Here is a 22,653-nt window from a genome sequence, read left to right on the forward strand (position 1 = left end):
CTATCACTGGTCGTGGTACTGTTGCTTCTGGTCGTATCGACCGTGGTACTGTTAAGATCGGTGACGAAGTTGAAATCGTTGGTTTGGTAGACAAGGTTCTTAAATCAGTTGTTACTGGTTTGGAAATGTTCCACAAGACTTTGGACTTAGGTGAAGCCGGCGATAACGTTGGTGTATTGCTTCGTGGTATCGACCGTGACCAAGTTGTTCGTGGTCAAGTATTGGCTGCTCCAGGCTCAATCCAAACCCACAAGAAGTTTAAGGGTCAAGTTTATGTTTTGAAGAAGGACGAAGGTGGTCGTCACACCCCATTCTTCTCAGACTACCGTCCACAATTCTACTTCCACACCACTGATATTACTGGTGAAATTGAATTGCCAGAAGGTACTGAAATGGTTATGCCTGGTGATAACACTGAATTCACTGTTACCTTGATTAAGCCAGCTGCCATCGAAAAGGGTACTAAGTTCACCATCCGTGAAGGTGGTCGTACCGTTGGTGCCGGTCAGGTTACTGAAATCCTTGACTAATTTCTAACGATATAGTAAAAAAGATGCACTTCTTCACTGGAGCGCATCTTTTTTCTTTTAGATATTTGTTTTTTGCGCTAGTTTAAGGTAAGATAACTTAGTATGCAAGAAGCAAACTCAAACTTGACATTGGAGGTATTTTATTAATGTCTGTAAAATGGGAAAAAACCGGCAAGACTACCGGTGAACTTACTTTTGATATTTCACAAGATGAAATTAAATTAGGTTTAGACCAAGCATTTAGAAGAGTAAAGAAAAACTTGCGTGTTCCTGGCTTTAGAAAAGGCCACGTTTCTCGTGTAATTTTTGATCAATACTACGGTGAAGAAGCATTATATGAAGATGCTTTAAACATCGTATTACCAAATGCATATTCTGCTGCTGTTAAGGAAGCAGGTATCGCTGCAGTTGGTCAACCACAAATTACTCCTGTATCAATGGACAAGGGTAAGGACTGGACTATGAAGGCCACTGTTACTGTAGAACCAGAAGTTAAGTTAGGTGACTACAAGGGTATCGAAGTTCCAAAGCAAAACACTCGTGTTTACCAAAAGGACGTTGATGCTGAACTTGACAAGCGTCGTGAACAAAACGCTGAACTTGTTCTTAAGAAGGGTAAGTCAGAAAAAGGCGACACTGTAACTATCGACTACAAGGGTACTATTGACGGTAAGGAATTTGAAGGCGGCTCAGCTGAAAACTACTCACTTGAATTAGGCTCAAACACATTTATCCCAGGTTTCGAAGATCAACTTATTGGTCACGAAGCAGGTGACGATGTTGACGTTGTTGTAACCTTCCCTAAGGATTACGGCGCAAAGGACTTAGCAGGTAAGGAAGCACACTTTGCAACTAAGATCCACGAAGTTAAGTCAAAGCAACTTCCAGAATTAGATGATGAATTCGCTAAGGACGTTGACGATTCTGTAGATACTCTTGACGAATTAAAGGACAAGATCAAGAAGGACTTGAAGGCACAAAAGGAAGAAGCAGCTAACGATGCTATTCAAGAAGCTGCCATTGAAGGTGCTGTAAAGAACGCTACAGTTGACGAAATTCCTGACGCAATGATCCAAGACGATGTTGATACTCAATTGAACCAATACTTGGGCAACATGCAACGTCAAGGTATCGATCCTCAAACTTACTACAAGTTGACTAACACCAACGAACAACAATTGCGTGCACAATTCGCTAAGAACGCTGCTGAAAGAGTTAAGACTAACTTAGTTCTTGAAGCTGTTGTTGATGCAGAAGGCCTTAAGGCAACCAAGGAAGAAATTGATAAGGAAATCAAGGACCTTGCTTCTGAATACAACATGGACGAAAAGACTGTACGTAACACTTTGACTGACGATATGTTAAGTCACGACATCACTGTACGTAAGGCTATGGATCTTATTACTGACAATGCTAAGCAAGTTGCTAAGGCAAAGCTTGAAGCAAAAGAATCAGACGATAAGAAGGAAGACAAGTAATAAAACATTACTTTGCTGATTCCTGAAAAAAGGCGGCTTTAGGCCGCTTTTTTTGATATATAAGCCTAATATTTATCAATCTTAGGTAAAGTATGATAATCTAATTTTTGGTAGATATAGGAGGAAAAGTTAATGGCAAATCAGTTTACAGAACAAGAAGAGATTAAATGCGCTTTTTGTGGTAAAACTCAAGACCAAGTCAAAAAAATGATCGCCGGTAATGGCGTATATATTTGTAACGAATGTGTAGACTTGGCTAAAAAAATTATTGACGATGAATTACGAGCAGATTCTCTTAAAACCGCTCGTGAATTACCTAAACCAGTTGAAATTAAGAAGCAACTTGATCAATACGTAATCGGTCAAGACCGTGCTAAAAAAGTTTTATCAGTTGCTGTATATAATCACTACAAGAGAATTAGTCAAATGGATGTAGATTCATCTACTGAATTGCAAAAGTCCAACATTGCAATGATCGGACCTACCGGTTCCGGTAAGACTTATTTGGCACAAACTCTTGCAAGAATTTTAAACGTACCTTTTGCAATCGCTGATGCAACTACCTTAACTGAAGCAGGTTATGTTGGTGAAGACGTAGAAAATATTTTGCTTAAGCTATTACAAAATGCGGACTATGATATTGAACGTGCACAACGCGGAATTATTTATATCGACGAAATTGATAAGATTTCTAAGAAATCAGAAAATGTTTCAATTACTCGTGATGTATCAGGTGAAGGTGTACAACAATCTCTTTTAAAGATTTTGGAAGGTACTATTGCATCTGTTCCACCACAAGGTGGTCGTAAGCACCCACAACAAGAAATGATCAAGATGGATACTACTAATATCTTGTTTATCGTTGGTGGTGCTTTTGATGGAATCGAACAAATTGTAAAGAACCGTTTGGGTAAAAAGACAATCGGCTTTGGTGCTGAAAACGAAGCTGATAAGGTTGATGCTGATGACTGGACTCGTCATTTAACTATAGCTGACTTGGTTAAGTTTGGTATGATTCCAGAATTTATCGGTAGAATTCCAATTATCACTACTTTGGATAAACTTAACAGTGAAGACTTGGTCAGAGTATTGACTGAACCAAAGAACGCTTTGGTAAAGCAATACAAGAAACTTCTTTCACTTGATGGCGTTGATCTTAAGTTTACAGACGGTGCTTTAAAGGCAATTGCTGATTTGGCTATCCAAAGAAATATGGGTGCTCGTGGTTTGAGAACAATCATTGAAAACTCAATTATGGATATCATGTACGAAACTCCAAGTGAAGAAGATATTGAATCAGTTGAAGTTACTAAGGACGTAATCACTCGTCATGCTAAGCCACGTGTTGTACGTAAGAATTCAGAAGATACTGAAAAGTCTCAGGTAAGTGCTAATGATAATTAAAAGTAGCAGTTATGCAGTTAGTGCCGTAAAAGAAAGTCAGTATCCTAAGGATAATTTGCCTGAGATTGCGCTAGCAGGCCGCTCAAACGTAGGGAAATCCAGCTTGATCAATACCCTGCTAAAGCGTAAAAACTTGGCTAGAACGTCATCACAGCCTGGTAAGACACAGACGCTTAATTTCTATTTAGTAAACGATGAATTTTACTTGGTAGATGTGCCAGGATATGGCTATGCGAAAGTTTCCCAAAAAAGACGTCAAGAGTTTGGTGAAATGATCCAAGACTATCTAGAAACAAGACCTAATTTAAAAGGATTAGTTATCTTGATAGATAGTCGCCATGAACCAACTAAGGATGATATTGCCATGTATGAATATGCGCAATATTTAAATATTCCTATCTTAGTTGTCTGCACAAAAATGGACAAAATTAAAAAGAGTCAAACTAATAAAGTAATGGCAGGATTAAAAAAGAATTTGGATCTTAATTATGATCATGTCACTGTTTTGACTTTTAGTTCAGTCACTAAATTACACGTAGCTGAATTAGGGGACTGGATTGAAGATAAAATTAATCAATAAAAGCGTTGCTCAAAAGAGCACGCTTTTTTGGCTTTTTGTCAAACATCCTAAAGTATAAGGTGAATAGAAGCATGACGATGCTTTTATTCACCTTTTTTTCTATACTTAGATTGAGGTAAAGGTCGACAACAGGAAGAAATCTTTGAATTTGATTGTCATTGGTTAATTCTAATTCGTGATTATTTCCAGTGAATAAAGATACGTTACAAGCTAATATTGCATCCTGCCAATTATATGAATCAGTTATACCATATTGATTCTTTTTAAGACTAATTTGATGACAAATATTTCTGAAATATTCAACATTATTTATTTTATATAAAGAATGTATTTTATTCTTAGTTAGTATTGTTTGATTTGCAATTAACAGTGTTGGGTTAGTCTCATAAGGGAGAGTGAACTGTTTACCATTATATTGTCCACTTGCTAATGCGCCAGGATAAAAGCTATGCCTTAAATTGTCTTTATTTAAGAAAGGCGATAAATCTAAAAAAGTATTGTTACTAGCAAATAAGTTAAAATTTGATTGTGGCATCATAATAACATCAGGAGTTTTACCTTCGATAATTTTTTCGCTTAGCCAATTTATATAATCACTTGTTCGAATTCCACTTTCATAATTAATTTTTATATTTGGATGCTTTTTTTGAAATTTATGAATTGTGTAATTAATCATATGATATTGCTCATTGTCTGGTACATCCCAACTACTTCCAGCATAAATCCCAATAGTTAAAGTAGTTGTTGGAGGATGAGTATCAGAATAAATTAAAAAGCTAGTAATAATTATGAAAAATAAAAAAATAGAAGTAATAAAAATTTTAAGAGTTTTACTTTTCATCTTTTAGTCCTAAATTTTTTTTAACGATATTATTTTGTACTGCCCAAATTGCTAATTGCGTGCGATCGCGTAAATCAAGTTCTTCTAAAATTTTTGAAATATAATTTCTGATTGTTCCTTCAGATAAGAACAATTTAGCGGAGATTTCTTTATTAGATAAACCTTTTCCAACTTGTTGAATTACACGCCATTCTGAACAAGAAAACATATCAGAATTTATTTGTTTTTCGGTTTCGAGATTACTGTCAGTTTGTGCCATTTTAGAAAATAATTTAAAAACTTTTTCAGTTAATTCTGGATTAATCATTGCACCACCAGAGATTGCAGTTCTGATTGCTTTAAAGATATCCTGAGGCACCGTATTTTAACGCTTTAAAAATAAAATCATCATCATCAAAGGTTGTTAAAATAATTACTTTAATTTCAGGATATTTTTCTTTAACGTATTTGGTGCAAACTGTTCCATCCATTACAGGCATTCTGACATCCATCAAGATAACGTCTGGTTTCTCTTTTTCAATAGATTCCAATACTTCTTTACCATTATTTACAGTAGAAATCACATCAAAATCTTTCTGAGTATTTAAAACAATCTTTAGTGATTCACAGATTAGTTGTTGATCGTCTGCTATTAAAATCTTTATCATTAAAATTTCTTCTTTCTTGGGATAAATACAGTAACTGTAAAGATTGGATAACTTTCTATTTTTACCTTTCCATTAATAACGGCCAATCTTTCTTTCATTTGAGTTATACCGTATCCAGGTTTTATTTTTTCCGAGGATTGACCGTTATTTTGGATGACAATTATGTAATTACTTTTAGAAAGCTTACAATTTATGTCTATTTCTGTTGCATGACCATGTCTTAAAGCATTGGTAATAGATTCCTCGATAACTCTAAAAATAACAATTTCAGTTGTTTTCTCAAATTCAGATGTTCCCCAATTATAGTTAAAATTAATTTGTAAATGTGAAAGATCGCTAAATTCTTTAAGCATCTTCTTTAAAGAAGTCTCAAGTGTATAATGCTCTAAAGCATCTGGTCGTATTTTGTTTAAAGTTATTCGAATATCTTGTAATCCTTGTTTAACAGCAATTGAAACCTTTTGTAATTGTTCTTTGGCAGCAGTGGGATCAATATCGATTAATACCATCACCGCATCAATACCAGCTGCAATTCCGGTCAAAGCATGTCCTACAGTGTCGTGAATGTCACGAGCAATCCGACGTCTTTCTCTATCTTGTGCAATCTTTTCAGAAACAGCAGCGTAACTTTTTAATTCGCGGTTAGTTTTTGACATTAAAGATAATTCGTTTTTGATTTTATGTTCACGATTTGAAATATAAAATGAATAACCAATAGCTATCCAAATAAATAAAATCAAATTAAGCGATGACAAAAAATTATTAGCTAGAGTAATTTCTGAAGCTAATTTATTTGGTAGAAAATTGGAGTAAGTGGATAAAGGTGGCATTTTAAAGATGGGACCAATGAAAGAATAATTCGAAAGAGAAAAAATTATGATTAAAAGAATTCCAGTTGTAAACCAAAAATGAAAGCGAGAACGAATGGGGAGTTCACGACTAGTTAAGAAGAAATCTACGAATACCATTAAAAACATACCATTATAATTCATTCTAACCGAGTAAAAGATAACTAATGCAGCGATAAATTCAAAAATGAAGAATAGGTTTATAATTCTACGTTCTACATGAATTCGATGTCGAAGAAAAATTAGAATAATTAAAACAATTGATGAAACTGCACATTGCCAAAAAATATTTTGAGCTGGGGCAGGAGTTTGTTCCAGATGAGTAAGTAATTCATAACTTTCTTGATATCGAACTATATATTGTGAAATAAATAGAAACTGAGCTCCGATAAAAATAATTGCCAAAAAATTAATCCATAACATAATATTGGCTAGTAATGTTAAATGTTTAAATTTCATCATTGCCACCCCGTGATGCCATAATTATTAACGTTTTGTTGAGTAATTAAAGTAACAGGCAAAGTTATTCTTCGTGGAACCTTTTTATTATGAGCCAATTTATAAGCTATCTTAGCTACTTGATCCCCCATTTTAATAGGAGTCTGTGCAACGGTAAAAATTTTATCATGACCACTATCAATTAATTTTTTCATTGCTTGAGAGCCATCGACACTATAGACATAAACTGAATTTTTTCTTTTATTTTCATTAATTGCTGCTAAAGCTCCAATGGCAGTACGATCATTTAGTGCCATAACAGTATCAAAACTTTGTTTCTTTTTTAAAAACTGCTTAACTTTGGGATAGGAGCATTCAGATTGCCCATTAGTATGTAATCTGGCAACTACTTTAATTTTAGAATTATGAGCTTTTTTAATAGTAGATAAAAAGCCATCCATTCTTTCAACAACAGAATCAGCATTTAATTGATCTAAAAGTAAAATTTTAGCTGACTTTTGCTTTTTTAGTAATTCTCGTGCGCATAGAATACCAGCTTTATAATTATCAGAAGTAATCGTACAGTCAACATTTTTATTAGCGATAGGAGAGTCTACAACGATAATTTTAATTCCGGCTTTATGTGCTTCATTAATAGCTCGATTAAGTTTAATTGATTTATTGTCAACAGGATTAAGTAAAATAACATTTACTTTTTTAGCAATGAAGGAATGAATTTCCTCAACTTGACGTGAAACGCTTAATGCAGGGTCGCGATTGTAAAGAAAATCTTGCCGATTATTTATATAATTTGCTACTTGCTCGTTTACAACCGGATAAAATTCATTGTTCATTGTCATGTAGGAACTTCCAATGCTGATTGGTTTGGAGATGGAAAAATTAAACAAATACCCTAACCAAACCAAACCAGTTATTAGGGTAATTATCAATATTCCAATTAAAGGTTTTAACCAAAAACCATATTTTTTTAACATAAATAATACTCACACTTTTTTATTAACAGGTAATTGTCACTTCATATTATATAACGATAAAAGAAGTAAATGTGCGACTTTAAATGTGACATTTGTCATATATTAAAATCCACAATCTGTGACATTTGGCACTGTGTAAGCGCTTAATAAAATGATAAATTATCTGTGTAAGTTAATGAGAGGAGCAACAGGCATGAAGTATTTAATCATGGTTTCTCATGGTCGATTTGCTGAAGGAGTTAAGACATCTTTGGAAATGTTTGCTGGGGATGCAAATGACCGGGTTTTCGCCTTATGTTTACATAACGGAAAGTCAGCCGATGACTTTAAGAAAGAGGTTGAAGCATTCCTTGATAAGCAAAACTTTAATGACAATGATGAATTTGTTGTTTTAGCAGATATTATCGGTGGTAGTCCTTTAACTACTTTCCTAAATGTCTTTTCAGAGCGCGGATATATGGATAGAGCCGTAGTTCTTGGAGGAATGAACTTCACTATGGCTTTAACGGCAACAGTATCTTTGGACGCAATGGATAAAGATGCTATTGCAAAGCAAGCGTTGAGTGAAGCCAAAACTGCTATTCAACAATATCAACTACCATCTAATGATGCTAGTGACGATGATGATGATATTTAATTTTTAGGAGGAAAAAATTATGTCAGTCACACTTGTAAGAATTGATGATCGTATGATTCACGGTTTAATTACTACCCGTTGGGCAAAGGAAGTTCCATGTGATGGGATTATTGCTGTAAATGATAAAGCTCATGACAACCCAGTTTTGAGAGAAGCTTATAAATCAGCAGCTGAAGGTCAAGGTAAGAAATGTTTCGTTTGGACAATGGACCACTTTAACAAGGTTAAGGATAAGGTTCTTGCTTCTAACACTCGTTACTTCTTGATTACTAAGAATCCACTTGATATGAAGACTATCTTAGTTGATTGGGGATTTGTTCCAAGTGATGTTAAAGAAGTAGTTGTTGGACCAGGTAATGATCGTCCAGGTTCAATTAAGTTAGGTGATAACCAATCATTTACTAAAGAAGAAGGAGCAGCTTTTGAAGCTATGTCTGAAAAGGGCTACAAGATTCACTTTGCTCTTCTCCCAGATAAACAAATTGGTTACTGGGATAAATATAAAGGTAAGTTTGGTTATTAAGGAATAGTTTTTTGAGATAAAAAAGAGGGAGAAAAAATGAGTATTAGTTGGTTACAAGCTGGCCTGTTAGGTCTGTTTGCTTGTCTATGTTCCAACTCATGTATGGCCGGTCAGGCCGTGGGTAACTACACCATTGGTCGTCCATTAGTTGGTGGTCTTATTTGTGGTCTTATTTTAGGTAATGTTCCTTTGGGAATTGCTTGTGGTGTTGCTACACAACTTGTATATATTGCTTTGGTAACTCCTGGTGGTACTGTAGCAGCCGATGTTCGTGCTATTTCATACATCGGTATTCCTTTAGCAATGGTTGCTATTAGTTCTCGTGGATTGAATCCATTCAGTACTGATGCTGCTAACATGGCTAAATCACTTGGTACTTTAGTAGGTACTGTTGGTTCAGTTTTGTTCTACGCTGTTGCTTTCATGAACTTGATTTGGCAAGCATTTGGTTGGAAAGACATTGAAAAGAATAAGTTAAATAGACTTTATGGTGTTAACTTTGGTTGGCCATGGATTTCACACCTTTGCTTCTCATTTATTCCAACAGTTTTGATGACTCACTTTGGTGCTCAAGCTGTTACTGCTTTGCGTAACGCTTTACCAATGGATGGTGTTCCAATGAAGACCTTGTTCACTGTTGGTGCTATGCTTCCATGTGTTGGTATTGCTATTTTGCTTCGTCAAATTGTTAATACAAGCGTTGACTTCATTCCATTCTTAGTTGGCTTCACTTTGGCAGCTTCATTACACTTGAATTTGGTTTCAATTACTGTTGTTTCATTGTTATTCGCTATGATTTTCTACGAAGTAGAAATGGCACAAGGTAGCAACAATAATAGTGGCTCTACTGCCGCTGCATCTGCAAGCGATGACGATGAAGAAGAGGAGGATATCTAACAATGGCTGACAATGAAAAGAAAATTAGTCGCAAGACCTTAAATAAATCATTTAACCTTTGGTTCTGGGGTGCCTTAACTTGTTTCTCACAAGAACACATGCAGACCTTTGGTTACTTATCATCAATGCTTCCAATTATTAAGGAATTGTATCCTGATAAGAATGAACAACAAGAAAAAATTCATGCATATACTGCATTCTTTAACACCAACCCAATGTTAGGTTCAGTTATTATTGGTACTACTGCTTCAATGGAAGAAGCTCGTGCAAATAATAAAGGTATTGACGGTGAAACTATCAATGATATGCGTGCTGGTTTGATGGGACCTATCGCTGGTATCGGTGACTCATTGATCGATGGTACTTTAATTCCTATCTTACTTGGTATTGCTTTAGGTATGTCACAAAATGGTTCACCAGTTGGTGCAATCTTCTACATCATTGTTTGGGATCTTCTGGCATACTTTGGTCAAAAATTCCTGTACTTCCGTGGTTATAAATTAGGTGATAAAGCCGTAGCGATGCTTGTTGGTAAACAAGGTAAAGCTATTCGTCACGCTATTTCAATCGTCGGTGGTATGGTAGTTGGTGGTGTTTTGGCAAGTTGGGTTTCAGTAACTACATCACTTCAATTAAAAGATTCTACTGGTAAGGTCTTCTTGAACTTACAAAAGCAGTTAGATAGTATTTATCCAGGATTATTGACTGTTATTGTAACTTTACTTTGCTGGTGGTTGATGGCTAAACGTCATGTTTCAGCTATTTGGACTATGATTATTTTAATCGTTGTTGCACTTCTCGGTGTATTAGTAGGCTTCTTCAACCCAGGTTTGAAGTACTAATTTTTAGAAGGGAATTTTTTAAATGACAATCGCTGAAATGGGAAAAGGCTATAAGAACGAAGTTGAATACCAAAAACACATGTTGCGTAACTTAGGATATTGGTTTCAATTGTTTCTTACAATAAGTGCAATTGGATTGGTACTTATCTATTACTTCCATCAAAGTACCATTTGGCTCTTTGTCATTGGTATTATCTTAATGATAATTGGTGTATTCGGAATGCTGACTTTTGGCTATGCTTCCTGGCGTGGTCGGCGAAATGTAACACTGCTTATTGAAGATTATGAAAAGAAAATTTCCGAAATAAAGAAGATTAATAAAAATGCTTCTGAGACTGAAAGAATCAGTTTTAAATAGAAAATGAATCCTTCCCCTAGATTAATTTCAGTTAATTAAAAAATTTTTAGGTAAGAAATTAAGACTATTGTCTTGGTTTCTTACTTTTTTATATGGTTTTATAAAAATGTTGTAATATATAAGTATGACTGAATATGAAAACGATTAAATACCGAAAGGTGACATTATGAAATTCAATAAAAAGATTGTAATGGTTTCAGCAGCCGCTTTAATGATGGTGGCACCAGTTTTTCCAATTGGACAAAATTTAGCAACCACTGTTAATGCTGCAGATAAACAAGCTGAAGATGGGCAATTAAGTGTTGCTAAATCTTATATCTACAATAATAAAGGGATGCGCACTACTTATAAGGGCAAATCTTCTCTTAAATATGGCAGTCGCGTAGATTATTTAGGCAAAGTTTCTGATTATAACGGCAAGAATAAATACTACTTTAAAGATAATCAAGGCTATAAAAAGTTTGCTTCTTACAAGATTATTAAGGGTAAAGCATACTTCCAAATTGGCAAGAATGCTTATGTTCGTGTAGTAAATGCTTTTGAAGTCAACGGCCGTCCTCTTTATGTTAAAAATATGAGTGTTGTCGTTGGAAGTAAGAATGCATCAAAGAATGGTCAATATGCTTTTGACGCAGATAATAATGTGATTAAAGGCGTTTACTTTAAGCCAGGTCAAAGATTAACTATTGATGCACAAGAATACGTTACTAACGGTAACCATATTGACACTATTTACCGCGTTAAGGGCACCAATCAATTTGTTTACGCTAAAGATTTAAAGACAAACGTAAAACAAAGATTAGAAAATATAACTGATTTGACTCATGTGATATTCAATACTTCTGGTAAAGTTTACACCGGTGCTGGTGAACTAAAGACCAAGGTTGCCAATACTACTACTCGAATCGACTACAGAAAAGGTGAGGCAATTACTGTAGATCGTTTGATTTACTTATGGGTACCTAGTGAAAATAAGGCAGAATTATTCTATCGTTTAAGAAGTGCTTATGTTCAAACAGGCTCTGACTATAGTGCAACTGATGATGCTGGCTATGTAAAGGCTAGTGATGTTGATTACAATTACGGTCCACAAATGGTCGATCCAGCAAATACAGCCTCAGAAGCAGAAGCTGGTAAGGCTGTTGCAACTAGTTCAGATAAGGCAGAACTCCAAAAATTAATTGATGATAACGTATTGAGTTCTAACGTGTACAAGTTAAGTTCATTTAGCAAGCAATGGAATTATGCCGGTGCTTTACAGAACGCTAGGGAAGTTAACGACTCTAAGACTGCCACAATTAATGTAGTTAACCAAGCTGTATGGGAACTTACCCAAGCTCAAAAGAATTTAAGTGGTGAAAAAGTTAAGGTTGCTAACTTAGGATGGATCGATAACGCAACTGCGGCTAAGATTTCAAGTGCTGCTTCAAATGCTTACCCTCAAACTAGCAAGGCATATTATTCTATTAGCATGGTAAACCACAATACTATTCTTCGTTTGAGAGAATATGCTCGTGAAAGTAGCGGTTCAATAAGTAATCGAATTATTTCAACTAAAGAACTTGATATTAATGATTTTGTTACTGTAACTGATCCAAATCCAACTGAAAAGTCAGGCTATCAAAGCTCACTTTCTGAAAAGAATTTAGCTAATAACCCAACTCTGAAGAAATACGCAGATTTAATTGATTACAATGAGTTAACTACTAACTTGATTGCAAAAACTAATACACCAATTTACACTAATAGCTACAAGAATACTTATGCTAATGTAAGTAAAGGCAATGTTAAGTTAACTAGAACTAGTCAAATTATTAAAAAGGGTAATAATATTGGCTACAAGGTTGGACCAATTGTTAAAGTTAACGGCCAATATTACGCAATGGTTCGTACTAAGAAGCGTTACTTCTATGTAAGAGCTGATGCAATTAGTCGTGAAAACTTCACCAAAGAAGCAGCTTACAAGAAGTATAGCCAAATGATTGCTGATGCTGAAAAGAACAGTTCTCGTGGTGGCTGCATGGTTGAGGCTATCCATAATACGGTAACTTATGAAAGAAACACTTATGGTGAACTTTCTAGCAAGGGTCAACCATTTAAAGTTATGACAGGTAAGCCAATATACTACTTAAGTGATCCACATGTAATGAAATACAATGGTGAATGGTACTTCATTAGTGGTTACCCAACTTATAGCGGCACAACTTATATTGCAAAGACTGTTAAGCTTTCTGCAAATAATTAATAAGAATAAAAAAATAATCTGGGATAAAAAATAATTTTCCCAGATTTTTTGTATATAATGTTAAAAATTAAAGAAGGATTGCGTAAACGGGATTTCTATGAAAGGAGACATCGTGAGTAAGATCGACCAATATATCGCTAAAAGAAGTCAACAAAGTGCTAAATTTGCTCAAGAATATCAAGAAGAAAATCAACAATTACAGGTTGCAATTGAAGTTCGTAATCTTCATGACAATTAGGTATTCAAATTTGAACATTATTGCTTATTAATCACACATGTAATGCTGAAAATTATAAAAGTTTAAATAGCATTTAATTCATGCTATAATTTTATATATGAAAAGAAGCCAACGAGTTGCGGTCGTTGACTTCAAACGTAGTTTTAGATAACTGTTTGGTTTAGCTAATCTTTTTGATTAGCTTTTTTTGTTATTGCGTACGCTTTAGCTAAACTAATAACTAATTTGCCCAAAGCACCTAAGACGATGCTTATCGCAATAGCTCCACCAATCATGGAAAGCTAAACCTCCAGTTTATCCAATTTTGCATAACTGTCACCTCCGTAGCTTTAGAATGTTTGAAGGGTGCTTAGTTATGCTAAAACTACTAAATATAAATGTTTGCAAATCATTTATATCTTTAAAAAGTATATCATTTAATTAAAACTTTGCTAGATACAAAAAACTGTTCTCTTTTCTTTGGAGAACAGTTTTTGTTTGCAATTAATTATTAATTTGCAAGATGGTTAGTTAAATTGAAATTACCTTTAAATTCATCAGTAGTGCTTTCTTGATCCATGCCGTATTCAGCATCGTCGCCCCAATAAATATATTGAGCATTCTTGCCTTTAGTACCAGCAATTCTGAAGTAGAGGGCAGCACTGTCACCTTTACCAGTAACCTTAGTGGCATCTACTTTTACTTTTTGACCAATTTTAAGCAATTTACTTGTTGATTTAAGTTTATTATTTAAAACGTGGATCTTGTTCAAGATAGTAGCTGTAGTTGTGCCTGAAGCTTGGTAGAGAGTGTTACCGTTAACAAAACCAACATTTGCGGCAGAAATATAAGCACCCTTGCCAAGAGAATAATATGGCTTGCCTTTAATTGTGGTTACAGTCAAGCTTCGCTTTTTAGATTCGCTAAGATTTGAGAAGTAGTAGTATTTATCACTCTTAGTTGTTGCATGTGTCTTGGCTGCCGTCTTAACTAGCATGTATTTAGGAATAAGGGTAAGACCGTTGTAGCTAGTGCGAGAACCGTTTTTATCATAAACGCGTGAATTTGCACTTAAGATCAAAACGTTTTGACCATCCATTGAACTAACATTTAAAGACTTAATGTAGCGCTTTTTACCGATATTAATGTAAGAAGCTGTCGTGTAGTGATAGTTTTTAGAAGTTTTGCTGTCAATTTTGCTTCCTTGAATAAGTACTGGATTGCCATAATATTTAAAAGTTTGGCCGGCTTTAACTGTAGCAGCAGCTTTCCATTTTTTACCATTGATAGTTTGAGTTGTAGTAGCAGCTTTCCATTTTTTACCATTGATAGTTTGAGTTGTAGTAGCAGCATTGCCTTTACTGTTGAAAACTTGAATAGTACCGTTAAATGATTTTTTAAGTACAACTTTTTGTTTTAATGATTGAGTAGCTGCTTGAACTGTATGAGTAGGTTGATTGATAAGAAAGGCTGCTGGCACAGTGCTGATTAATGCAGCCGCTGCAATAGCCATTAATTTTTTATTCTTCATAATAATCTCCTTATATCACAAACTATTATAAATAGATTTTAGCACTTAGTGATTCGCTATTCCTCTATTAGGCTTAAGTTCGCAGTCACAATTTTACGATTAATTTTCGTTAGCTCTTCATAGCTCAATTTATCGGGATGAGTGAACCAATAAATATAGGTCTGAATAATGCCGACAGCTAGGAATTCTAGGACAACCTGATCTTGAGCACTAGCTTTGTGATGCAAACTTTCAATTAATGCATTGCTAACTAGCTTTTGCAGTTTAGTGATTAATTCATGGTGAAATTCATTGATACAAAGGTAGCGAAAACCCGTAAAATTACTTTTTAGAATTTTGTCAAAAGTATCGAGAAGAGTATTAGCGGTAGATTTGCTATTTTCTAAGGCATTGACTACTTGCAAATAAAGCTGGTCTTGATAATCAACAAATATGTCAGTGACCTTGTCATAATGAACATAGAAAGTTCGTCTGCTGACGCCGGCCTTTTTGCATAGGGATGTAACCGTGATTTGATTAATTGAATTAGTTTGAAGTAAAGAAAATAAAGCTTGGCGAAGGGCAAGTTCTGTATTTTTTCTGCGTTGATCCACTTTTTGCACACTATCCTTAAAAATGTGATTAAACTAGTTTTTCTTTAGTTTACACTATCTTCAACGAAATATTGAAGGAGAAACAAAATGTGGAATTTTTTAGATAGTATTTTCGCCACTTATCATGATACAGGATATACTTTGCAGCAATTTATGTATTCTTTTAGTCCGCAGAATCCCAAGTTTACATTAACTTTAATAATTGCTGGCTTAACTTTTTTAATTGGTTTTATTGAATACGTTTATAGTTTTATTTTATTTAAGCGAGAAGGTAGCTCGCCGTTTAACATTTTGATGCACAGCTACTATTTTGCAATTGATTCAATGGGGATCTTTGTTTTTGCAACCGTATCTCATGCGACACATGGCTTTTGGCTCTTTACAGCTGCATCATGTGCCGAAGTTGTTTGGACTCTTTTTGAAATTTATAGCTTAATCAAAGTGGTGACTGATGAAAGAGAAGATATCTGGGGCAGTGATGTCACAGCTAAAGAGGCTGCATGGAAAGTTATTGGCTGGGTTGTTGTTATGGTGCCAACTGTTAACTTGTTCCGTGTCTTCTTGAATGATCCAGCTATGTTCAAGTGGTATATTTTCACCAATGTATTAATGGCAATTATGCCAGGACTTTATTGGGAAAAACGAGGTACGCAAATTGGTGCTTCTTGGGGATTATCGATTGTTATTTTGATAGGAACCATAAACTCATTCTTACCTGATAACATGTGGTCATTAGCTAGTCCGTATTTTTCAATGGCAAACAATCCATGGTTTTATGTTTTAGGCATCGTTGCAATTTTCTTTGCTTGTCGCAATTTATGGATTATGAAAAAGTTGCCTGCTAAACCTAAGATTTTGCCTAATGGTAAAAGATCTATTTGGTAGACTTAAGATGACTGTTTGGTTAGCTAATCCTTGTGATTAGCTTTTTTGTTAATAATTATATGGTGAAAAATAAAGCATAGTTAAAACTTATAAAGGTATTAACTAGTACTAAAGTAAGCGGTATCATAAAATTAGACATTGGTTAGGAGGTTTATAAAATGCATATTAAGCCTAAATATCAAGCTGATTATGATGTAGTTGTTATAGGATTTGGTGCTGCTGGTGCGAGTGCAGCTAGATTCGCTGCAGATCATAAGCAATCGGTTCTGTTAGTTGATGTTGCCCCTTATGGTCATGAAGGCGGAAACACTAGATATTGTGGTCAAATTGTTGGTACCAGTGACAATTTTGATGAAATGAAGAAGTATTATAAGGCTCTTACATATCCAATGGATCTCTCTGACAAGATGATTGATACCTATGTTCAAGGTATGGTGGACATGCCTAAATACTTTAAAAAATATTTATGTGAGCCAGTTAGTTTTAAGAAGTACGCTGCTAAAAACAATATTTTGCAAAAAATACTTTATGAGTATCCAGAATTTCCAGGAGTTAAAAGCTATGATTTCACTATGGTAACTCCTAAAACTTTTAATTCGGCTTTATGGAAACTTCTTCGTCAAAAAATTATTGAAAGAAGCAAATACATTGATGTCTGGTTAAATTCTCGTGCTAGTCATTTAATCCAAGATGAGAATGAAACAGTAATCGGCGTTCAAATTAAACGTAATGGTAAAAAAGTAAATGTTCATGCTAGAAAAGGTGTGGTATTAAGCTGTGGTGGATTTGAGAATAATAAGGAAATGATCCAAAACTACTTAGGAGCAGAAAAATTATTGCCAGTCGGCTCAATGTACAACCGTGGTGATGGAATTGCTCTAGCACAAGAAGCTGGTGCTAAGTTGTGGCACATGTGGAACTATGAGTCTAGTGGTTTTACAGGTGGGGCTGGTTTAATTTTCGCAGAGCCTGAAGGTGAACGTGGACATGTTAACTATGCTTGGTTTGATCCACGTATGGTTCTACTATTACAGTTGGTGATGATGGTAGAAGATACTTTAACGAAAATGAACAAAATCGTCATGGTCATATTTATACTCATGGTCAATGGCGTACTTCGTATGTATGCAGTCATCCTTACATGATTTTTGATGAAACTAAACGCAAAGAATTAAGTAAAGAAAATGTCCCAGTAGACGACCTTGAACAAAGAATGATTAAAGCTGATACTTTATCTGAACTTGCAGAAAAAATCAAAGTACCAGCTAAAAATCTTGAACAGACAGTTAAAGATTTTAATTTCTTTGCTAATAATAAACATGATTATGAATATCACCGTGATCCTGAGAGTATGCGTGCCTTTGATGATGGTCCATATTATGCCTTGGCTATGGCACATGTTGTTTTAAATACACAAGGCGGTCCTAAACGTAATGAACATGCAGAAATTTTAGATTCACATGATAAGCCAATTCCACATTTATATGGTGCAGGAGAATTAGGTGGTATTTGTGCTAATCAGTATCAAGGTGGTATGAATATTGCTGAATGCTTAATTTGGGGTAAAATTGCTGGCGATCAAGTATCTACTAATAAAAATAATGAAGATAAAGATGCAACCCAAGAATTTAACGGAATCAATGATTTAGTAAATGGAGAACGAGAGGATATTACTGTAGGCCCTAATCAATATTTAGGTTCTTCAGAGAACGGCATGGGTGGAAGAGTAACAACTCATGTCACCTATAAGAATAATAAGATTCAAAATGTTGAGATTGTTGAAAATCATGAAAGCGAAGATATTGCTAAAAAAGCCTTAAAAGTTATTCCTAAAGAAATTATGGATGCTAACTCTACTGATGTTGATGTTGTTAGTGGGGCAACGATGACTTCTAAAGCAATTGAAGAAGCTGTAAACAAAGCAATTAATACTAAAAAGAAGTAAATATTCTCTTATTGTGCTTTTAGATTTCAATTAATAACTAAAAAAGATATTAGCCTTCACAAAGCTAATATCTTTTTTGCTTTAATCATGTAAATAATTGGGATCAATAAATTGATTAATGATGTAATTTACCTTCTTTGAATTATCGTACTTGCGAATAATCTTTAAGAAGTCTTGCGTAGTTGCCTGCTTCAAGTAGTAGGTTTGATAGTATTCATGCAATGCATTAAAGAATTTGGTTTTGCCCATAGCAACCATCAATAAAGCAGGGAATGAGCTACCACCTTCATATGCCATATCGGAAGTATCGATACCTTTTGGTGGATTGTTAACAGGACGGTTAATGTAATAACCCTTCTGCTTTTTATTTATAAATCTGTCTGTCATTTGTTCAACAATCTTGTTAGCTATTTTTACAGATTTACGGCCATAAAATTTATTATGTGTGAGTTTTGCACAATAAGCTTTACTCTTAGTGTAGGTTAAATCGTAAACTCCATTTTCAAGGAAGTTAGTAAGACCTTCATCAAGCCATGGTTCCATATATTCATCGCTGCCTACTGTACCATAGAACCATTGGTGACCAACTTCGTGAGAAACATCTTCAGTTAATTCACTATATTTTCCCAATGCAATAGTGGCTGATGCTGATTTCTTTTGGGACTTGTTCTTTTGCACAAAACCACTGGCATCGATCATAACTAAACCTGGATATTCCATTCCGCCAGTATCTTTGCCAAGGAGGCCTTCAGTCATGTCGATTTCTTTATATGGATATTTGCCTATCTTTTTAGTGAAAATATTAAAGCTGTCTTTTGCAGTCATTAAAGCAAGTTTGTTATACTGCTTGCTGTTTTTGCCCGCAAAATAGTAGTTGTTAATTCTTACACCATTTGCATAAGTGTGGTCAACTTTGAACTTATTAGAAGCAACAATGGCAACTTCGCGCATATTTTCTGCATCAATTGTGGTCTTACCATTTTTAGTTGTGTTTTGACCAGATGCAGCAACCTTGTAACTTTTTGGTGCAAAGAAACTAACGTGGAAATTGCTGATAGCACTATTACGGTTTTCACCAGCATCATAATATGGATGATAATTCCATTTTCCGTTGCGATAATCGCTTAAATATGGGAAACAAAATGACAAATTATAAACTTTGCCGCCATTAATTGGTTGATAGCCGAAACGATCTTGTCTTTTAGGCACGCTAGTAACCACATTGACAGTTAAATCGGTAGACTCGCCAGCACCTAGAGTTTTATTAACGAATAAATTGCTCTTGTCTTTACCTGAAGTATAAGAAAGATTTTCACCATTGGATGAAATACTTTTAACTGTAGTTGACACATTCTTAGCAATCTTAAAATGCTTGTGATCGTATTTTAAAACGCCACTAGCAATATTTCTGACCAGCAAATTTTTAACAGGTTCAGTGCCATTGTTAACTACGTGCATGGTCACTTTTTCTGTTAATTGATTTTTGCGCGTATTTAATCTTACAGTCATGTCGTAATTAGTTGCCTTGATTGTAGGATCAGAGGCAGCTTGTACGTGTGAGTTAAAACTAAATAAAGCCGCAACTGTTATCGCAGTTGATAGCAAGAGTTTTGTTTTTCTTTTCATATTATCCCTCCAAAAATTAATTTAATTATTGAGGATCATGATCATAAAGTCAAACGAATTTTGCTCAATTTAATTGGGTAAAGGATTATAATTTACTTATACATTGAAAGTAAATTATAAAGAAAGAAGATATAAATATGGTTGAAAGTATCACGCCTAAGTTGATTTATCGATTGAATGGGATGCACCACGTAGTAGCACAAGTTGGTGCAGTAAATGGCGATCACGTTTTTGCTTTGCAACTTCTTCACAGCGCTCATGATGTGCTGGTTTACAGAAAGCATGAAGGTTTGACTAAGAACATTGATTATACTGATCCTCACTTAGTCATGATGGGCTTTGGTCACACTCAAACTTGGGTCCCAGCTAATGACAAAGATGAATATTTCGTAGGAGCTAAGCCTAACTCAGGTAACTGGACTACACAAATTGCACGAGTAAAATATCCAAAACTTTTGGCAGAACGTTATACTTCAAATACGCAACTTCCACGTTTATCACACTTGAATCACGTAACTGATCTTCCATATGATGGTCAAAACCACTTGCACAGAGTTGAAGCTTCAGTTTCACCAAATGGCAAGTACTTGCTGATTGCTTCAATTTGGAACGATGGTTCAGGTCACTTTGGCTTATTTGATTTAAATGAAGTAAACCAAAAGTTGGATGAAAATGGTACTAAGAATACACCAATTACTGATTTGAATTGCTTGAGTGCCTTCCACATTAATAACTTTGATAATCCAAGTGTTGCTCCAGATGAAGAAACCCCAGCAATGATTGATTCAGTTCAAGGTTATGCTATCGATGATGACAAGAATATTTATATTTCTAACCAATTGTCACCGAAGATTGATCATACAACTGGTGAAGTAACCACTTGTTCACGCAAGATTGTTAAATTCCCATGGGGCGAAACTAACAGCGATAATTGGCAAGTAGCTATGGTTGATGGAATTGACTTGCCAGAACGCTATAGTGAAATGGAAAGTATCCATGTTGATGAATCTGGCGTCCTTTACTTAACTGTTGCTTACCACCAAAAGTACATCAAAGACGGTGAATACAAGCTTAGAACTTTAGAAAATCAAATTTTCCAAATTGATAATTTATAAAAAGAAGCCTAATGAAAAGAGAGCAGAATTAATTTTCTGTTCTCTTTTATTTTTTTGCAAAAATATATGCAATTTATATTCAAACGATATATAATAGTGGCAACGAAGAAAGGAGAGTAAAGTATGGCAGAAAAAACAACAGGTCTTTATGTCAGAATGAATCCGGAGAAAAAGGAAAAAGCAGAAGCGATTTTAAAGAAGCTAGGCTTAAATTCAGCTACTGCAATTAACATGTTCTATGATCAGATTATTCTGCATAATGGTATTCCTTTTAGAGTTGAGATTCCAAATGCTTGGGATAATTTGGACTATATGAATAAGTATGAATATACGAAGCTGCTCGACGAGCGTCTTAACACGCTGAGCGGAAGGAAGATTTACTAGGAGACATAGCCAAGAGGCTAGATGAAAATAAGAAAGACAAATAAGTTTTGAGGTAAAAAATGATGCTAAAAATTATTTTAGGGATAGTTGCTGTTTTAGTTATTGTTTATATTTGTTGTGGCTTTAGAATCGTGCCACAAAATAATGAAGGCTTGATTGAAACTTTAGGTAAATATTCTAAGACTGTTAAAGCTGGATTTATCTTTGTTTGGCCACTTTTCCAAAGAATTCGTAAGGTTCCACTTGCTCTTCAACCACTTGAAATTTCCAAGTACTCAATCATTACTAAAGATAATGCAGAGATTACTACTAGTTTGACTTTGAACTACTTGGTAACTGATTCATACCGTTACTTCTACAACAACACTGACTCAGTAGAATCAATGGTGCAATTGATCCGTGGTCATTTGCGTGACATCATTGGTCGAATGGACTTGAACTCAGCACTTGGCTCCACTAAGGAAATCAATGACCAATTGTTTACTGCCACTGGCGATTTGACTGATATCTACGGTATTAAAGTAGTTCGTGTTAACGTCGATGAACTTTTGCCAAGTCCTGAAATTCAACGTGCGATGGACAAGCAACTTACTGCTGACCGTGAAAAGACTGCCGCAATTGCTAAGGCTGAAGGTGAAGCTCGTACAATTGAAATGACGACTAAAGCTAAAAACGATGCTTTGGTAGCCACTGCTAAAGCCAACGCAGAAGCTGTAAAGACGCAAGCTGATGCGGATGCTTACCGTGTTCAAAAGATGCAAGAAGCATTGTCCAAGGCTGGCGAAGGTTACTTCAGAAATCAGAGTTTGGATAGCTTTAACCAATTGGCACAAGGTCCGAACAACTTGGTAGTCGTTGATAAAGACGATATGACCAATCTTGGCAAGATCCCAGCAGCTAAGAAAGTTTGGGACGAGAGTGGAAAATAAAATAAGTTGATGCGAAAGCGGTGAAGTGGGACCTAAAAAGTAGACATTTTAAAACATAGGATTAATAGAGGCTTGATTCCGATATTCTTTCGGAGTTAAGCCTTTTAATCTGCTCTTTATCCTTTCTTCGTTATAGTATTTGATATATTCCTCTATAGCTTGAGC

General features: G+C 35.0%; 23 protein-coding genes and 2 pseudogenes. 17 read left to right on the forward strand and 8 right to left on the reverse strand.

Going from position 1 to position 22,653, the window contains the following annotated elements:
- The 4 genes from RDN22_RS07320 to yihA all read left to right on the forward strand — a co-directional run.
- Window positions 1–530: EF-Tu/IF-2/RF-3 family GTPase (locus RDN22_RS07320; protein WP_308557085.1), on the forward strand; the 530-nt coding region annotated here is incomplete at its 5' end.
- A 146-nt stretch (window positions 531–676) separates the two neighbouring features.
- On the forward strand, window positions 677–2,008 hold the full coding sequence (gene tig, locus RDN22_RS07325; protein ID WP_308557087.1) for a trigger factor: 1,332 nt from the start codon (window positions 677–679) through the stop codon (window positions 2,006–2,008).
- 132 nt (window positions 2,009–2,140) lie between these two features.
- Window positions 2,141–3,412 carry an ATP-dependent Clp protease ATP-binding subunit ClpX gene (gene clpX / locus RDN22_RS07330; RefSeq protein ID WP_308557089.1) on the forward strand — a complete coding sequence of 424 codons (1,272 nt, stop codon included), beginning with the start codon at window positions 2,141–2,143 and terminating at the stop codon, window positions 3,410–3,412.
- Complete coding sequence (yihA, locus tag RDN22_RS07335; protein WP_308557091.1) at window positions 3,402–3,992, forward strand: ribosome biogenesis GTP-binding protein YihA/YsxC; 591 nt, start codon at window positions 3,402–3,404, stop codon at window positions 3,990–3,992. Before clpX ends, yihA begins: the two co-directional genes overlap by 11 nt.
- On the opposite strand, the gene RDN22_RS07340 is transcribed toward yihA, so the two are convergent.
- The 4 genes and pseudogenes from RDN22_RS07340 to RDN22_RS07355 form a co-directional block, all read right to left on the reverse strand.
- Window positions 3,982–4,833, reverse strand: coding sequence for an extracellular solute-binding protein (locus tag RDN22_RS07340; RefSeq protein ID WP_308557092.1), 852 nt, complete (start codon window positions 4,831–4,833; stop codon window positions 3,982–3,984). The two genes, yihA and RDN22_RS07340, sit on opposite strands and share 11 nt — an antisense overlap.
- Window positions 4,823–5,480 (reverse strand): annotated as a pseudogene (locus RDN22_RS07345) (response regulator). Before RDN22_RS07345 ends, RDN22_RS07340 begins: the two are co-directional and overlap by 11 nt.
- Window positions 5,480–6,790: a sensor histidine kinase gene (locus tag RDN22_RS07350; protein ID WP_308557094.1), complete on the reverse strand. Its 1,311-nt coding sequence runs from the start codon at window positions 6,788–6,790 to the stop codon at window positions 5,480–5,482. Before RDN22_RS07350 ends, RDN22_RS07345 begins: the two are co-directional and overlap by 1 nt.
- On the reverse strand, window positions 6,787–7,761 hold the full coding sequence (locus RDN22_RS07355; RefSeq protein ID WP_308557096.1) for a substrate-binding domain-containing protein: 975 nt from the start codon (window positions 7,759–7,761) through the stop codon (window positions 6,787–6,789). The genes RDN22_RS07350 and RDN22_RS07355 overlap by 4 nt, the downstream gene beginning before the upstream one ends.
- A gap of 193 nt (window positions 7,762–7,954) precedes the next feature.
- Between RDN22_RS07355 and RDN22_RS07360 the strand changes: the two genes are divergently transcribed.
- The 7 genes from RDN22_RS07360 to RDN22_RS07390 all read left to right on the forward strand — a co-directional run bounded on the left by RDN22_RS07360 (window position 7,955) and on the right by RDN22_RS07390 (window position 13,501).
- The gene (locus tag RDN22_RS07360; RefSeq protein WP_308557098.1) at window positions 7,955–8,398 is read left to right on the forward strand and encodes a PTS sugar transporter subunit IIA; all 444 of its coding nucleotides are present in this window, start codon (window positions 7,955–7,957) and stop codon (window positions 8,396–8,398) included.
- Between the two features lie 19 nt (window positions 8,399–8,417).
- Window positions 8,418–8,921, forward strand: a complete 504-nt coding sequence (locus RDN22_RS07365; RefSeq protein ID WP_308557100.1) for a PTS sugar transporter subunit IIB — start codon at window positions 8,418–8,420, stop codon at window positions 8,919–8,921.
- A 36-nt stretch (window positions 8,922–8,957) separates the two neighbouring features.
- On the forward strand, window positions 8,958–9,818 hold the full coding sequence (locus tag RDN22_RS07370; protein ID WP_308557102.1) for a PTS sugar transporter subunit IIC: 861 nt from the start codon (window positions 8,958–8,960) through the stop codon (window positions 9,816–9,818).
- A 2-nt stretch (window positions 9,819–9,820) separates the two neighbouring features.
- Window positions 9,821–10,660: a PTS system mannose/fructose/sorbose family transporter subunit IID gene (locus tag RDN22_RS07375; RefSeq protein ID WP_308557104.1), complete on the forward strand. Its 840-nt coding sequence runs from the start codon at window positions 9,821–9,823 to the stop codon at window positions 10,658–10,660.
- A 22-nt stretch (window positions 10,661–10,682) separates the two neighbouring features.
- A complete protein-coding gene (locus RDN22_RS07380; protein ID WP_308557106.1) occupies window positions 10,683–11,018 on the forward strand; it encodes a DUF202 domain-containing protein in 336 nt (111 codons plus the stop codon).
- 166 nt (window positions 11,019–11,184) lie between these two features.
- The gene (locus RDN22_RS07385) at window positions 11,185–13,263 is read left to right on the forward strand and encodes an SLAP domain-containing protein (RefSeq protein ID WP_308557108.1); all 2,079 of its coding nucleotides are present in this window, start codon (window positions 11,185–11,187) and stop codon (window positions 13,261–13,263) included.
- Window positions 13,264–13,375: 112 nt separating this feature from the next.
- On the forward strand, window positions 13,376–13,501 hold the full coding sequence (locus tag RDN22_RS07390; protein ID WP_308557109.1) for a hypothetical protein: 126 nt from the start codon (window positions 13,376–13,378) through the stop codon (window positions 13,499–13,501).
- 490 nt (window positions 13,502–13,991) lie between these two features.
- Here RDN22_RS07390 and RDN22_RS07395 read toward each other — a convergent pair whose 3' ends face one another.
- Both RDN22_RS07395 and RDN22_RS07400 read right to left on the reverse strand, forming a co-directional pair.
- The gene (locus RDN22_RS07395; protein ID WP_308557111.1) at window positions 13,992–15,011 is read right to left on the reverse strand and encodes an SLAP domain-containing protein; all 1,020 of its coding nucleotides are present in this window, start codon (window positions 15,009–15,011) and stop codon (window positions 13,992–13,994) included.
- 56 nt (window positions 15,012–15,067) lie between these two features.
- Window positions 15,068–15,613, reverse strand: a complete 546-nt coding sequence (locus RDN22_RS07400) for a TetR/AcrR family transcriptional regulator (RefSeq protein WP_308557113.1) — start codon at window positions 15,611–15,613, stop codon at window positions 15,068–15,070.
- Between the two features lie 78 nt (window positions 15,614–15,691).
- Between RDN22_RS07400 and RDN22_RS07405 the strand changes: the two genes are divergently transcribed.
- The 3 genes from RDN22_RS07405 (at window position 15,692) to RDN22_RS07415 (ending at window position 18,434) form a co-directional block, all read left to right on the forward strand.
- Window positions 15,692–16,489 (forward strand): hypothetical protein, encoded by a 798-nt coding sequence (locus RDN22_RS07405; RefSeq protein WP_308557115.1) that lies wholly within the window; start codon window positions 15,692–15,694, stop codon window positions 16,487–16,489.
- Between the two features lie 158 nt (window positions 16,490–16,647).
- Window positions 16,648–17,634: an FAD-binding protein gene (locus tag RDN22_RS07410; protein ID WP_308557117.1), complete on the forward strand. Its 987-nt coding sequence runs from the start codon at window positions 16,648–16,650 to the stop codon at window positions 17,632–17,634.
- On the forward strand, window positions 17,517–18,434 hold the full coding sequence (locus RDN22_RS07415) for an FMN-binding protein (RefSeq protein WP_308557124.1): 918 nt from the start codon (window positions 17,517–17,519) through the stop codon (window positions 18,432–18,434). Before RDN22_RS07410 ends, RDN22_RS07415 begins: the two co-directional genes overlap by 118 nt.
- 81 nt (window positions 18,435–18,515) lie before the next feature.
- Here RDN22_RS07415 and RDN22_RS07420 read toward each other — a convergent pair whose 3' ends face one another.
- Window positions 18,516–20,060 carry a M1 family metallopeptidase gene (locus RDN22_RS07420; RefSeq protein ID WP_308557118.1) on the reverse strand — a complete coding sequence of 515 codons (1,545 nt, stop codon included), beginning with the start codon at window positions 20,058–20,060 and terminating at the stop codon, window positions 18,516–18,518.
- 137 nt (window positions 20,061–20,197) lie between these two features.
- Here RDN22_RS07420 and RDN22_RS07425 point away from each other — a divergent pair, with 137 nt between their 5' ends.
- From RDN22_RS07425 to RDN22_RS07435, 3 genes and pseudogenes are all read left to right on the forward strand, one after another.
- Window positions 20,198–21,175, forward strand: coding sequence for a class III bacteriocin (locus RDN22_RS07425; RefSeq protein WP_308557120.1), 978 nt, complete (start codon window positions 20,198–20,200; stop codon window positions 21,173–21,175).
- A 123-nt stretch (window positions 21,176–21,298) separates the two neighbouring features.
- Window positions 21,299–21,603 (forward strand): annotated as a pseudogene (locus tag RDN22_RS07430) (type II toxin-antitoxin system RelB/DinJ family antitoxin).
- Between the two features lie 15 nt (window positions 21,604–21,618).
- A complete protein-coding gene (locus tag RDN22_RS07435) occupies window positions 21,619–22,488 on the forward strand; it encodes an SPFH domain-containing protein (protein WP_308557122.1) in 870 nt (289 codons plus the stop codon).
- A 48-nt stretch (window positions 22,489–22,536) separates the two neighbouring features.
- On the opposite strand, the gene RDN22_RS07440 is transcribed toward RDN22_RS07435, so the two are convergent.
- Window positions 22,537–22,653: IS3 family transposase (locus tag RDN22_RS07440; RefSeq protein ID WP_308554877.1), on the reverse strand; the 117-nt coding region annotated here is incomplete at its 5' end.

Origin of the sequence: uncultured Lactobacillus sp., from assembly GCF_902491705.1 — a bacterium.
GTDB lineage: Bacteria > Bacillota > Bacilli > Lactobacillales > Lactobacillaceae > Lactobacillus.